This is a genomic window from Niallia alba, assembly GCF_012933555.1.
GTDB lineage: Bacteria > Bacillota > Bacilli > Bacillales > Cytobacillaceae > Niallia > Niallia alba.
Window position 1 is genome coordinate 4,492,304 of the sequence record NZ_JABBPK010000001.1, and the last position, 13,134, is coordinate 4,505,437.

The 13,134-nt window shown below is 36.6% G+C and carries 14 protein-coding genes; 6 read left to right on the top strand and 8 right to left on the bottom strand.

Annotation, left to right across the window (positions count from 1 at the left end; all coding sequences use genetic code 11):
* Nucleotides 1–317: 317 nt before the first annotated feature.
* Nucleotides 318–1,202: a hypothetical protein gene (locus HHU08_RS21300; RefSeq protein ID WP_169189271.1), complete on the bottom strand. Its 885-nt coding sequence runs from the start codon at nucleotides 1,200–1,202 to the stop codon at nucleotides 318–320.
* On the bottom strand, nucleotides 1,192–1,659 hold the full coding sequence (locus HHU08_RS21305) for a flavodoxin domain-containing protein (RefSeq protein WP_169189272.1): 468 nt from the start codon (nucleotides 1,657–1,659) through the stop codon (nucleotides 1,192–1,194). Before HHU08_RS21305 ends, HHU08_RS21300 begins: the two co-directional genes overlap by 11 nt.
* Nucleotides 1,660–2,247: 588 nt before the next feature.
* Between HHU08_RS21305 and HHU08_RS21310 the strand changes: the two genes are divergently transcribed.
* The 3 genes from HHU08_RS21310 (at nucleotide 2,248) to HHU08_RS21320 (ending at nucleotide 5,742) form a co-directional block, all read left to right on the top strand.
* Nucleotides 2,248–3,138: an EamA family transporter gene (locus HHU08_RS21310; RefSeq protein WP_016203514.1), complete on the top strand. Its 891-nt coding sequence runs from the start codon at nucleotides 2,248–2,250 to the stop codon at nucleotides 3,136–3,138.
* Nucleotides 3,139–3,432: 294 nt separating this feature from the next.
* Nucleotides 3,433–4,719, top strand: coding sequence for a phytoene desaturase family protein (locus tag HHU08_RS21315; RefSeq protein ID WP_169189273.1), 1,287 nt, complete (start codon nucleotides 3,433–3,435; stop codon nucleotides 4,717–4,719).
* A gap of 156 nt (nucleotides 4,720–4,875) precedes the next feature.
* The gene (locus HHU08_RS21320; protein ID WP_016203516.1) at nucleotides 4,876–5,742 is read left to right on the top strand and encodes an RNA polymerase sigma-70 factor; all 867 of its coding nucleotides are present in this window, start codon (nucleotides 4,876–4,878) and stop codon (nucleotides 5,740–5,742) included.
* On the opposite strand, the gene HHU08_RS25580 is transcribed toward HHU08_RS21320, so the two are convergent.
* Nucleotides 5,731–5,859 (bottom strand): hypothetical protein, encoded by a 129-nt coding sequence (locus tag HHU08_RS25580; protein WP_263479793.1) that lies wholly within the window; start codon nucleotides 5,857–5,859, stop codon nucleotides 5,731–5,733. The genes HHU08_RS21320 and HHU08_RS25580 overlap by 12 nt on opposite strands.
* Before the next feature lie 136 nt (nucleotides 5,860–5,995).
* Here HHU08_RS25580 and HHU08_RS21325 point away from each other — a divergent pair, with 136 nt between their 5' ends.
* Together HHU08_RS21325 and HHU08_RS21330 are read left to right on the top strand one after the other, a co-directional pair.
* The gene (locus HHU08_RS21325) at nucleotides 5,996–6,193 is read left to right on the top strand and encodes a hypothetical protein (protein ID WP_016203517.1); all 198 of its coding nucleotides are present in this window, start codon (nucleotides 5,996–5,998) and stop codon (nucleotides 6,191–6,193) included.
* Nucleotides 6,193–6,390, top strand: a complete 198-nt coding sequence (locus HHU08_RS21330; protein WP_016203518.1) for a YwbE family protein — start codon at nucleotides 6,193–6,195, stop codon at nucleotides 6,388–6,390. The genes HHU08_RS21325 and HHU08_RS21330 overlap by 1 nt, the downstream gene beginning before the upstream one ends.
* A gap of 370 nt (nucleotides 6,391–6,760) precedes the next feature.
* On the opposite strand, the gene HHU08_RS25800 is transcribed toward HHU08_RS21330, so the two are convergent.
* On the bottom strand, nucleotides 6,761–7,879 hold the full coding sequence (locus HHU08_RS25800) for an MmgE/PrpD family protein (RefSeq protein ID WP_169189734.1): 1,119 nt from the start codon (nucleotides 7,877–7,879) through the stop codon (nucleotides 6,761–6,763).
* Nucleotides 7,880–7,948: 69 nt separating this feature from the next.
* The gene (locus HHU08_RS21340; RefSeq protein WP_169189274.1) at nucleotides 7,949–9,997 is read right to left on the bottom strand and encodes a metallophosphoesterase family protein; all 2,049 of its coding nucleotides are present in this window, start codon (nucleotides 9,995–9,997) and stop codon (nucleotides 7,949–7,951) included.
* 191 nt (nucleotides 9,998–10,188) lie between these two features.
* On the opposite strand from HHU08_RS21340, the gene HHU08_RS21345 reads away from it, so the two are divergent.
* Complete coding sequence (locus tag HHU08_RS21345) at nucleotides 10,189–10,722, top strand: lysozyme inhibitor LprI family protein (RefSeq protein ID WP_169189275.1); 534 nt, start codon at nucleotides 10,189–10,191, stop codon at nucleotides 10,720–10,722.
* A gap of 170 nt (nucleotides 10,723–10,892) precedes the next feature.
* On the opposite strand, the gene HHU08_RS21350 is transcribed toward HHU08_RS21345, so the two are convergent.
* Genes HHU08_RS21350 through HHU08_RS21360 form a run of 3 tightly spaced genes read right to left on the bottom strand, consistent with a single transcriptional unit; the run spans nucleotide 10,893 to nucleotide 12,949 of the window.
* The gene (locus tag HHU08_RS21350; RefSeq protein WP_169189276.1) at nucleotides 10,893–11,372 is read right to left on the bottom strand and encodes a hypothetical protein; all 480 of its coding nucleotides are present in this window, start codon (nucleotides 11,370–11,372) and stop codon (nucleotides 10,893–10,895) included.
* A 41-nt stretch (nucleotides 11,373–11,413) separates the two neighbouring features.
* A complete protein-coding gene (locus HHU08_RS21355) occupies nucleotides 11,414–12,403 on the bottom strand; it encodes a DUF3231 family protein (RefSeq protein ID WP_328823079.1) in 990 nt (329 codons plus the stop codon).
* An 18-nt stretch (nucleotides 12,404–12,421) separates the two neighbouring features.
* The gene (locus tag HHU08_RS21360; RefSeq protein WP_016205104.1) at nucleotides 12,422–12,949 is read right to left on the bottom strand and encodes a hypothetical protein; all 528 of its coding nucleotides are present in this window, start codon (nucleotides 12,947–12,949) and stop codon (nucleotides 12,422–12,424) included.
* Nucleotides 12,950–13,134: the final 185 nt, after the last annotated feature.

Genomic DNA, 13,134 nt, shown 5'->3' on the forward strand with positions numbered 1-13,134 from the left:
CCCACTAAGAATCTTGTATTCTTGAGGTGATCCCAAAAAGTTAGAGTTTTATATTTAAGCAGCTAATTGGCTGGTATGGATTTGATATTGAACTGGACTCATGATTTAAAAACACCCCAAAAGTTAGATTTCACTCTAGCTTTTGGGGTGCAGTACAATTTCAGAGGAGGTTTTTAACCCCATTACCACTAGTTATTCGCAATTGACACTTAACATCAAAGTTACATTTCGTTTACATTATCCAACATTCCGCTCTAACTTAGGCCAACTATATTCTTTTATTAGGTTACGTTAGAACCGCCCCTCTACTTCCCATCTCAATGAAGTATTTGCTTCTCTTTTAAGCTTTGTTTTATCCATTTGGACTCTTCTCCGCCAGCCCAAAATAGGTCTCCGTCGCTAACAGCTCCGCAAAAGCAATGACCCTTTATTGTTTCGACTAGCACTAATTTCATTTGCAACAAGTCACAATAATAGATTCGCGAATAGCCATATTCGTCCTTGCTGGAGCAAACGTAAATTTTATCATCAGAATGTACCATACTTAAAAATACACGTTCTTCTATTTGAGAAGAAAACGAATGCCATTCGTTTTCTCCATGATTCCGAAAGGAGATTGTGCCTTTTTTGGTTTGACATGCCCCTGTTGTCATCCAAAGAAAAGAATTGTCTACATAAATAGATGAAACCATCTTATCTTTTTCATAACGTAACGATTCCAGTCGATTGGAATACAATGAGTATTTCCATAACCCACCATTCTGTTTATGTATTAGTGTACCTACGTATATCTCTTCATCATTTAAGTTTAATGAACGAATAATCGGTCTTACGGAAAGTTCTTTAAAAAGAGAAATTATGCTCCATTTCTGCCCAAAATCATATGATACTAGTAATTGTGTCCCTGCATGGGTAATAACTAGCCCACTCTCATTGCCAATAATATCCCATAGGCGCTGCCTAGTTGGAAAGAAAGATGTTCTCCATCTTCCTGATTTCAAATGAAGCTGAATATATCTTCCCCTCTCACCAACCCCCATTATATATTCACCAATTCTCTTTAGCTGATAAATAGAGTCATGTAATGGAATCACAAGCTTCCATTTATTATTTTTAAAAGAAAAAATTCCTTTCCTCTTTATCGAGACTAAAAATTCTTTTGGCGAAGTAGAAATGACAGCGGTCGCCCCATTAGCGTGCATGACTTGTATCCTTTTCCTTTACCCACTCATACACACCGACTTCAAATTGTTCACATTCCAACACTTCCTCCTCACTATCCGGACTGAACTCAATTTTTAATAAGGAGCTAAACACATCTCCCCCTCTTTCCTTTACCTTGTCTGCTAAAAGATCTACAGCTTGACAAAAGGCAGGATAAAAACGATCACCTGAGCCGAAGATTCCAAAGGAAATTCCAGTTAGATCCACATCATCTAAGTCTTCATACATATCCTCCAATTCATATGGTAAATCGCCATCTCCCCATGTATAGCTTCCGAAAAGAACAAGATCATACGCGGATAATTTTTGGAGGTGGACAAAGTCTAATTCCTCTACTTTAACCTCACAATTTAATGTTTCTAATTTATTCTTTATAACAATCATTATGTCTTCTGTATTGCTTGTCATACTCACATATCTAATTAATACCTTCACTCTGACCACCTCTTAAATGAGAATAATTTTCATTTGTAAATTAACTATAAGTGATAATGATTATCATTGTTAAATTGATAAATGATTCAATATTTGACAAAACGGCGAAGAATTTTGTCAAATATATCCTATCAATTCCCAACCAGTTAAATGCTCTCGTCTTTTTAACAGAACGTTCTATTATCCTAGCATTACATATACTTCATTGATCTACTGACTATTATTTACTATTTCATTCCATCCGTATCAGTCAGGGGGGGCTTCATCCTTTTGAATCCTTTGACAACTAAGAAGATTGTTCTTATAATAAAGTGAAACTTCCATCAGTGGGGGTTTTCCTTTATCCCCACTGATAGTTAGTTGAACCAATCGGACCTTTACGGACAGTTGATCTCCCACCTAGCTTCCTCGTATTTTCATAAGCTTGAGGCGGAAGTCTAACTGTCCATTTAGAGTGGGATAAATTACGAATGGAATAATAAAACCTTACGTAGGACGTGGATTTTTCTAGAGGAAACTCTATTTTCGCCACACAATTGTCTATAGACAGTTGTGTGGCTTTTTATGTTGAAAAGGAGGATATTCATTTTGAAAAAATGGAACTATGCATTAATTGTTTTTTTAGGAGGGTGCTGCTACGGCATTTTATCTACATTTGTTAAACTGGCATACGCAGCTGGATTTTCAGTGGCTGAGGTAACAGGAGCACAATATTTATTTGGTACATTAATTACTTGGATACTTGTTTTATTTACAAGGAAATATAAGGTTACGCGCGTTCAAGCTATCAAACTACTATTATCTGGAATTCCGTTTGGATTGACGGGAATCTTTTATTATCAAGCATTGCAAACAATTAATGCTTCACTAGCAATCATTTTATTGTTTCAATTTGTATGGATTGGTACACTTTTCGAAACGATCATTTATAAGAAAAAACCTACCTTAGAGAAGGTAATTGCGATCATCATTCTCCTATTCGGTTCCATCTTAGCTGGAGGCGTTTCTTTAGAAGGGGGAATGAACCTTTCCTGGCAAGGTGCCGGTTGGGGACTACTCTCAGCCTTTACCTTTGCAACATTCATTTTTCTTAGCGGATCCGTCGGAAAAAATACCGCTCCTCTTCTGAAGAGTGGTCTTCTTTCAGCGGGTGGTTTATTCGTTGTTTTTCTAGTTTTCCCACCCGTTTATTTAGTTGATATTCCAACCTTAATAGGAGTAGCACCATACGGATTGCTGCTTGGAATTTTCGGTGCTGTTCTTCCGCCTCTCCTCTATTCCATTGGGATGCCGCAGATCGGTCCAGGACTTGGCACTATCTTAACAGCATCTGAGCTTCCAGTAGCTGTCTCCATGTCTGCGCTAGTTTTAGGAGAACATGTGGGAATGTTACAATGGATCGGCGTTGCTCTTATATTAGGGGGAATTGCGTTTAGTAATGTTCAGCTTTCAAAAGCCAAAATGATGGTGGAATATTAAACAAGGAATACGGAGGGACGGTTCTTGAGGGTCGAGTGACCTTATAAGAACCGTTCCTCTATTTGTTTCCACCAAAACAAACCTGACGATTGGTTAAATAAACCATATTTTGTTTATCATTAATAGAACTATAATCTTTTATTTTCTATGGGTACCATTGATTCAAGGACTTTTCTCGTTTACCAGAAACTAAAAAGAATTACCAAGGATATCAATACCAGCAACTAAATAATTTGTCACAATTATTACCTCTTCATCGTCTTGTTTATGAAAATAACAATTGGAGGTTATCAGATGATTCAAAAGTGGGATGTTGTTATTGTTGGTGGGGGACTGTCGGGGTTCGTGGCAGCAAATTATTTAGCGCGTAACGATTTATCCATATTGGTACTCGAAAAAGGGAAAAAGCTTGGTGGAAGGGCTAGAACGGATCAGATACGACGACAATATTTCAATTTAGGTCCACATGCACTATATAAAAGAGGAAAAGCCAAGTCAATTCTCGAAGAATTAAATGTACAGCTTCCAGGAAAGTCACCTAAATTAGGAGGTATTTTAGTTAAAGATAGCCTAAAATATACTGCACCTTTTACTTTTCCAAGCATTATTAAAACAAATTTTTTAAATTGGAAAGAACGAATGGAATGGGCGAATGTTTTGATAAAAGTAGTTTTCGTTAATGAGGAAAAGCTAGCACAACAGACCTTCAAACAATGGGTTCAGAAAACAACCAGTTCAGAAAACATTCAAGCATTACTCTATTTACTAGGTAGACTTGCTACTTATTGTCACGCTCCCGAAAAAGCAAGTGCCAAAATTATTGTATCCCATTTAAAAACTGTCATTAGTGGCGGCGTACATTATTTAGATAACGGTTGGCAGACAATGATAGACCAGCTCCATAATAAGGCTGTTATCGCTGGTGTGCAGATTCAAACACATAAGCAGGTTAAGCACATCGCACCCCTTGCACCTGACAATTTTAAAATAGTTCTATCAAATGATGAGAAAATATTTGCAAAACATGTAATATGTACAACAGGACCACACGAACTTCATCATATGTTAGGAGAAAACTCTCCCTTCGCTCCAAATGACACTATTACCAAAATTATACCTGTAAAGGGAGCCACGTTCGATGTTGCTTTATCACAATTACCTAATCCTAAACAATTGTTCGCCATGGACTTAAAGAATCCAATCTATTTTTCCGTCCATTCCAATTACGCCCGACTCTCTGACGATGCAAAAGGGACAGTCATGCATGTCTTTAGATACCACCATCCAGATGATACGATAGATAGCAAGCAGATTAAAATGGAACTTGAACAATTCTTAGAAAAGATACAGCCTGGGTGGAAAAACTATGAAATAACTAGCCGTTTCCTTCCTAAAATTACAGTTAATCAACGCTTACCTCAGATAGGAGATGAGCAGATGCTACAGTGTTCTAAATTAGGAATTCCTGGATTATATATAGCAGGAGATTGGACTTCTCCAAATTCTATTTTGTCAGAGGGGGCAGTCAGTAGTGCGAAGGAAATTGCAGAGGAAATTTTAAAAAGGAGGATTGTTTTCTAAAAGATTATTACTTTTGCAATGGGATAAAAATGACTTAAATATACTGAACAGTCTGATACACGTAAAATCCACAGAAAGCAATAGCAATGTGTTTCAGGCTGCGGGTTCATTGCAACAAACTTTGCGAAAACAGCCTAAAAGAAAAGAGTGGATATTGTGCAGATTAGCACTGAAGAATATCAACAATTTAAACCTTTGTTGTTCTCCATAGGCTATCGTATGTTAGGTTCAATGGTGGATGCCGAAGATATTGTGCAAGAAACCTTTTTAAAAGCGTATCAAATGGAAGAACAGAAAATAGATAATAAGAAAGCGTATCTCTGTAAAATGGTAACTAATCGCTGTCTTGATGAATTAAAGGCAGTACGACACAAAAGAGAACAATATGTGGGACCATGGAATCCTGCGCCATTATTGCAAGAGGAAACCAATGATTCAGATCCATCTGAAATTATATTGAAAAAAGAAGGAGTGAGTATTGCCTTTTTACGAATGATGGAACATTTATCACCAAATGAGCGAGCAGTCCTTCTTTTAAGAGAAGTCTTTGATTTTTCCTATTCAGAAATCGCTACTATCATAGGTAAGAACGAAGATAACTGTCGAAAAATTCTCAGTCGTGCTAAGCAAAAAATCCCTTATATAGGGGATGAAAGTTTAAACTATGAAAAGAATAAATCTATTATTAATCGCTTTATTCAAGCATTTCAAACGCAAAACATGGATTCCCTATTAGAACTTATATATGAAAATGTCACCCTTTACTCAGATGGTGGAGGAAAAGTTAGGGCTGCTGTTCGCCCAATCGTATCTCTGCCCAATGTTTTATCCCTATTATACGGTATCATAAAAAAAGTCCCAAAAGACTTTTATTTTGAGATTAGAAATGTCAATAGTCAGCCCGCGATCGTTATTTACATGAATGGAACACTTCATAGTATCTTGAGCTTTTACATCATCAAGGACAAAATTAAAGAAATGTATATGACTATGAACCCTGATAAATTACCATTATCCAAGTAAAATATAATCGGCACCAGTTCCTAAGCCATGCTCTATCAAAGCTCTCATCTGAAAGTGCCATCCTTCGCAGAATCCCGTTAAGAATGGCACTCTCTTTTTATCTAAGCTAAAGGACATGATTAAAACCCTCTTTATAAAAACTAATTTTTGTCTTTTTATGGTGCCTGACACTGATTTTGGATTGGAAGTATCCACCGTCCTTTGTTATGATGGGGATAGTAGCCTTATTTCTATAATAATGGAGGGAACTTCCGTGAACGATAATCAGACAAATGAGCAAGAAAGCAAAAAGAAAATTAGCTTGCAGGAAGCGATGAAACAACAGTTGGCAAATAAAACGCAGCAAGGACAAGGTGGCAAAGCAAGTTTAAGCGGCAATCAAAAAATGCAGAAAATGAAAAGTCAGCTGACGAAAAAGCCAAATAATCAAAGAAAACGCATGGGTGTGTAATGAACGGCCAGAATAGAAAAGACATAGCTCCAGGCTTGCACGTTGAAATTGTGCTGAAGCAAGACCAAAGAACAGGGAAACGAACAGAAGGCATTGTAAAAGATATTTTAACAAAGTCTCCATTTCATCCTCATGGAATTAAGGTTCGCCTAGAAGATGGACAGGTAGGACGGGTGCAGTTGATTAAAGAAAGATAAAAAAAGGACGTTCTCGGTATAAGAGTCTTTTACCGAAAACGTCCTTTTTTTGAAGGCTGCACTATTATTAAAATCGCCTATAAAAGAATACAGCCATTTTCTTTGCTCATTGAAACAGAGAGTCAAATTGTTGTTTGAAATTCTCCGTTTAAAAGATATAGAGATATTGCAGCACAAGGAGTTATACCATTACACCAGATTTTTGGCAGGTCACCTTAGATGAAATTGTTTCTGAGTATTAAGGGAGAAAGCCTAAAAAATAATTGATGGACACAATAAGCTTATCGAAATTATTCTACACTTTTACCGTCCTGCTGATAAACACAAAATGATATGATTTGTCTTTTTATGGTGCCTGACACCGACTGTCTTACCAACCTTCTATTCCTCCAGCAAAATACTTGTTTAACGTATTTGCTTGTTCGCCCAATAGAGTGTTAGCTTTATTGACTAAATCCTCCATTATTAGCGGCTTACCTGGTGAACCTGTTGGCGCATCCACTCTAGAAACCAACTGTCGACCATCGTTTAAAGTTACTTTTACCATACAATATCTATCTTTTGGATAGCTATCCACTTTTACTGGAATTCGGTGATCATACTTTCGATGAATTTTTTTCATTACTTGATTGACATCAGTAGCAATTTGATCGACAGAAAAGTTCTCTATAGATAACGCTTCCCCCAGTAATAATAAAGCTACACAGTATTCTACGCTAAAGCGCCCTTGCTCCCCATTCTGTGGGTGGGTGTAAACTAATGCAGCATCACCATTGGGTGGGAAGTACAAATCCACAAAGGCAACCTCATCTACAGAAAATTTTTTCTGTGTCTTTATATACTGGATTGCATCAATTGCATGTGCATTCGCAGAACAACATGGATATAATTTAAACCATAGTCCTGGTTTATCTATTGCCCAAGGGTCTCCCCACTTTTCGAAAATCTCAAATGGATTTTCTCTTTGCTCCACATACATAGAGATTAAACCATTTTTTGCTTGAATTGTATTAATACTTCCTGCAATCCCTTTATCAATAAAATGAAGAATCTGCCAAGCACTTTGGGCTGTCATACCAGCATGCAACGGTTTAACCATTGTTCCAAATTGACTCCGAGAACCGCTTAGTTTTGAGACACATAAGTTAATAGCTTGCGCGAATTTCTCCGAGTCGAAATTTAAATAATGGGCTCCAGCAGCAACCGCTCCGTAAATTCCTGCAGTTGCTGTTGTATGGAACCCTTTTTCATAATGCTGTGCACCTAATAATTGAGCAAAGCACTTCATCGTTTCAATCCCTATTAAATAAGCCTCATAGAAGCGTTCTCTATCACGCTTCTTTTCTATTAGTGAATGTAATAAGCTCAAAATAATCGCAGACGGATCTCCTCGAATTTCCGAATGAACATCATCTAAATCTAGAGCATGTGCAGAATATCCATTAATCAAACACGCATCAAAAGGATGAATCTTTAAATCAGTGCCTATTACTGATGCTTCCTCTTATCCAATAGTGCCGGGAAGCCAAAAGAAGTCCTCTCTTATTTTAAAAAATGATTACTTTTTTAGAAAACTATGTCTAAAACTATCCTTATTAAAAGCTAGCCACCCTAAATTATTCTTTGTATCAATCATCGATCCATTTGCTAAAACTTGATGGGAGATTATTTCCTTCCATAGAAAGGATGCAGAAGCCTCTTTTTCATGAATTACATAATCATTCCCGCAATATCGCGACATTTTCTGTTGCTTTGTACTACTCTTTCTAAAGTGAAGAATGCTTTTTAATGCCATTCCAGATAATCCATCAAAAGACTGATTTTTTATGGGACTGCTTGTAAATTGATGAAGACTTCGTTTTTTTTGCTGCTGAAAATATACCTCTACCGCAATCGAAGAAGCCATATGGGCATCTCCAGAAAGAATTATGCAATTGCTTGGATTCCATTCAGCTATTTGTTGATGGAAAAAGGAAAAACCTCTTCCGTTAAATTTCCACCATTCCAAATCTAAACTTTTTTGCAGAGAAGGAAGGATATTCGTAAGAGGCAGAATGAAATTTTTTAGAAAGGACTCAATCAAATGAACCCCGTATAAGGGAGTCGCAGAGATGATGACTAATGGCGTTTGCGTTTGCCATCCACTTGAAAATAATAGTTCTGATAAATGATTCCATTCCTTTTTCCGGATTAAATTCGGTCCGTTTGTCCGCTGCTTTAGGACATTTCCAATAACATAGGTCCGTTCTGCTGGATAAGCTCGTTGTGTTCGAGTGTCTAATATGAGGCTTCTCGGATTTGTTGGTGCTACATAACTCCATGAACGAAAGGTTAATATCGTCTGAAGCCACTCTGTATATGCTAATGTGTGTACTTTTAACCTTTTTATATAGTTTCCTATTTTTGTGAAAAAAGAAAGAGGGAAAGCTTCCGGATTATTACCCCAGCCTTGAAAAGCCCAATAAGCAGTTAAAGCATTAGCAATGACATGATTTCCAAGCGGCGAACTCGCTACTTTTTCCTGCCACTCTTTTGTTATATTCCAATCATCTGTTACATCATGGTCATCAAATATCATATAAATCGGGATATTTGCCAATAAACGGCGCACCTTTGGCAGATATTGCTGGAACCTTTCCATATCTTTTTGCTGCTGATTAAATTCTTTCCTTATTATATTGATTTTTCTTCCATACTCTTTTGGTTGTTCTTTATCACTATCTATATAAATCTCGTCATCTACTAAATAGTCATCAAAATCTTTCAAATACCCCGCCTTGTTTGCCAGCTCCCAAATTTCAGGATTCCAGTTCATGATATACATTGCCGCATACTCACCCAGTGTCATAAGGTGATTATCAGCCTTCCTTGAAGTAAACTGGCAGTATTTCTTTATTAGTTCTTTTCTTCCATTTAACTGGCTGAAGGCTGTTTGGAGGGATTTGCTATTAAAGTCCTTGCATAATTCCTTTAACGGTTCCTCCTTACCTATCAGTTGCTTACCTAATGCAGATAAGAAAGGAGCGACTGGCGCTGGGACATCATCTGCATAAATTTGGTCACCTGTCAGAAAAAGTGCATTTGGTCTTTTTTCTAACTGAAAATAGTATTCCTGCAGTTTTTCGTCTCCTAAGCTTAACGCATCCTTGCCAATTCCATGTAGTTTACGACAGGAACCATATAAGATGTTTGATTGATCCCTTGCTGGAATAAAAAAAGTGGGGTATTGTAAATTTCCATAACAAATAGAAGCGGGATGTGTTGGGGACAGCAAGCCAAAGTCACTTAAATCATAGCTTCGTTTCCCTTTTTTTAGTTCAATATTGTATCCTAACAAAGTTTGAGAAGGAAGGATTTTGGAGTTAGGCTGGATTTTGATCAAATATACATATACTTTTTTTCCTAAGCGAAAGATTTGCGCATCCGACTGGATACTAATTGGTTGATAATCATATTCCCCTGTTTCTGGATTTATTTCAATGGAGTAAACCTTAGCGTTCAATCGGTATTTTTCACTTAAAGCAATCCAAAGATAGGCGGAGGTTACCTCCACCCTACGCACCATCGGCCCAGACAAAATTAACGGCAGATCCATCATTACCACCATCCGTTTTCTATTCTCTTACAGCCTATTCAGAGAAAGCCGCTGATATGTTTTTGAATGATGGATACAGGGAATCAAGGAAATTAGGGGACGGTTCCCTTTGATTCGATTAGAATATTGGATAAAACAGAAGATCCTATTCAACTAGTGGAGGTGCAATTAAACATGAAAGGTAATAAAATTTTTTCATCACAATGTTAGCTTTAGTCGGAGTTATTTTAGCTGCTTGTGGAAAAACAACTGATGGTACTGTTTCATCCTCAGATAACCTGCCTTCTAATAATGACTCTACTCAAACGGAAGAAAGCGACTCCTCGTCAAATGAGGATACTGCTACTGAACCGAATGACAAAGAAGATACTTCTAACAGTTTGAAAGATGAGTATTTAGTTAAACTAAACGAAATGGATAAAAAAGACAGAGAAGTACCTGCAGACACCTCAAAGGCTAGTACTACAGTAGAGTTGGAAAAAGAGGAAGCAGAAAGATTGGATCGTTGGGACGAAGCATTAAATGAAATATATAGCATCCTAAATGAACAGCTTTCTGCCGAAGAGATGGAGCAATTGCGAGAAGAACAACGGGATTGGATAAAGGAAAGAGATCAAAAAGCTAAAGAGGCTTCCCTCAAATATGAAGGTGGCACAATGGAAGGATTGGAATATGTGGCAACACAAGCGTCTGTTACAAAAGACAGATGCTATGAATTGGTAGCTAAGTATATGTAAGGAAGGAAACAGAGGGAAGCCGTAGAACCCTCCCTCTACGCCCTTTCAAATATTTTTTCAGCACTAAATGCTGTTCATATCCTTCTTCTAAATCTCGTCGAAACGTTTTTACTAATGATTGACTACCAACATGAAAGCCTCAAAAGAAAAATAAAACACCATCTGCTTTTTTACAAAATGGTGTTTTTTTTCACAAATACTTTGATTAATTTTCTTATTACCAACCCAACGATTACTCCTGGTATAACAAAAAGTATTGGTAAAAATATAGGACCTATCAAATGCCCAAATAGCTTAACTTCTGATGAATAGATTAATCCTACCGTTACAAAATAGGCAGCAAACACAAAAGGTAGGAATAAGAAGGAAGAATTTTTTCCTTGATCATCAGCATCTTTAACTGCATCCCACATAGCAAAAAAATAGAGACATGGATAAAACATTAGCCACCTCAAATTAACTTCCTCTAAAGATGCAGAAATATCTCCATGAAAACTTGAAATAATCGCTATGTTAAAGTTTGATTGTACATTCACTACTACCTCAAGAACAATAAGAATAATTCCTTTTGTATATTTCTTATTAAGTAGCTGCCCAAATCCAGGTAAAGCGATAGACCATAGAAGTTTTTCAAACGAATTCTTATTCACATCATTCCCAGGCCACCTTTTTTAAAAAATATGATTGATTTTTATGTCTGATTTCCAGATGAATGCTTAGAAAGTTTTTTCCTGTCCGCTGCTGTATATGGTTCTTCCAACCATCCTTGTTCAATCATTATATTTAATCCATCATTATTATATTTTCCAATAGTAGGAATTAACGCTATATACTCTGCAACTAAATCGTGCCTTAACATTTCCGAAAGGGCAGTACCAATATTTTCTAAAGCCATGTTTCCTGCCAACGAAACATGATACATCAAAAGCTTATCTGAAAAAGGAGATGCTGTTGAATCAGTTATGTGAGTATCCATTAATTTAGGTGATGGTAAATCTTGATTGATTAAGCGATTCGTGTAAATCTTAATTTGTTTACTAGCTAGTTTTGCGCCTTCTTGAAAATATTCTCTTAACTTTTCTGAAGAGGCGACTTGACTAAATCCTATCATCAAAGATTTTCCTAATATGTTCGTAATAATATTATAATGATAATGTTTTATTTCATTAGCAGTAAGCGGTCTATCTCTTCCAGTAAAGATAGAGATAAATGATTTTTTTCCCACAAAGTCCACTTTCTTAGGATACGGAATCGTAGGATGGCTAATATCCACTCCTTTTAAAAACAATAAATGTATACCTTTTTCATAGGTTTCAACTGCATCGTCTATATTGTTTCTGAAATAGTCCATTATGTCCTGTCTTGTCGCATTGGTATAAGCATGACCATATGTAATTACAGCTGCTCCGGCCATTTGAGTAATATAAAAAATCATAAAGATATCACTAAATAAACGTGGTCCATCCTTCCGAACATCCTGCTCCCCAAATCCAACAGGAATAGGAATATTTTCTCGATTGAAGATGTTTTCCATTTGCTTAAGATGTTTTTGAGAAAGTGTAATAGCAAACTCGATATAGTTTTTTACTTCTCCATCTTCAACAACCTGAAGGAAGTGATCAAACACACAACAAAGCATCGATCCTCCCATATAATTAGCAAATAAAGAGAAGCAGAAGATCCGTCCCTCTGCTTCCTTTTATTCATAAACCTCTATTTCAACTGGCAATTTGACTTTATCTTTTGGGAAGGTAGCATACCATACCCATAGGTTATCTCGAAGGAAGAACTTATTGGGTTGTCTATTGCCTTCACTAGTAATTACGATAGTTTTAACGTTATCTTCGGCAAACCCATATATAATGGAGAAATCCTTTTGAACATTATTATCCGCTTGCCAGGTAATGGAATCTCTCTCCTGTTTCTCCTCTTTAAACTCCTGAAAATCCAATATGGGATAAATAAATTTTTTAAAGTCCGTAAATTCATTATTAGTAAGTACAGGAATGATGCCCGAACTACTTTCAGCAAATACTAAATGGGACTGAGCATCAAACAAAAGAATTCTTTTGCAATCGCCAAACTGTGCCGATACTTCTTCACATACACTTTCTTCCAAGGAGGTAGTAGGAATAATGACAGGCTTAGTCGGACTAGGACGTGTGGCAATAAAATAAATTACCACAACTGTTAAAGCAAACGCAGCTATTAAAAGAATGTTTCTCATCTCATGTTTTCTCCCTTCTCCCTTAATTCATTAATGAAAATTTATGCACTATTATGCGAAACTGCAAAAAAAATATCGCATAATCAATACACGACACCTTATTACTACTCCCTCAAATATATAATTTTCTTTTAACAAAAGGAAGCTGACTTCAAGAAGTTGTTTTGTTAACGCCTCCTGAGTCA

Bases quoted from the DNA above. Each gene is read 5' to 3' on its own strand.
- HHU08_RS21315 (WP_169189273.1), top strand. From the start codon at position 3,433: ATGATTCAAAAGTGGGATGTTGTTATTGTTGGTGGGGGACTGTCGGGG.
- HHU08_RS21360 (WP_016205104.1), bottom strand. From the start codon at position 12,949: ATGAGAAACATTCTTTTAATAGCTGCGTTTGCTTTAACAGTTGTGGTA.
- HHU08_RS21330 (WP_016203518.1), top strand. From the start codon at position 6,193: ATGAACGGCCAGAATAGAAAAGACATAGCTCCAGGCTTGCACGTTGAA.
- HHU08_RS25580 (WP_263479793.1), bottom strand. From the start codon at position 5,859: ATGTCCTTTAGCTTAGATAAAAAGAGAGTGCCATTCTTAACGGGATTC.
- HHU08_RS21340 (WP_169189274.1), bottom strand. From the start codon at position 9,997: ATGGTGGTAATGATGGATCTGCCGTTAATTTTGTCTGGGCCGATGGTG.
- HHU08_RS21345 (WP_169189275.1), top strand. From the start codon at position 10,189: ATGTTAGCTTTAGTCGGAGTTATTTTAGCTGCTTGTGGAAAAACAACT.
- HHU08_RS21300 (WP_169189271.1), bottom strand. From the start codon at position 1,202: ATGCACGCTAATGGGGCGACCGCTGTCATTTCTACTTCGCCAAAAGAA.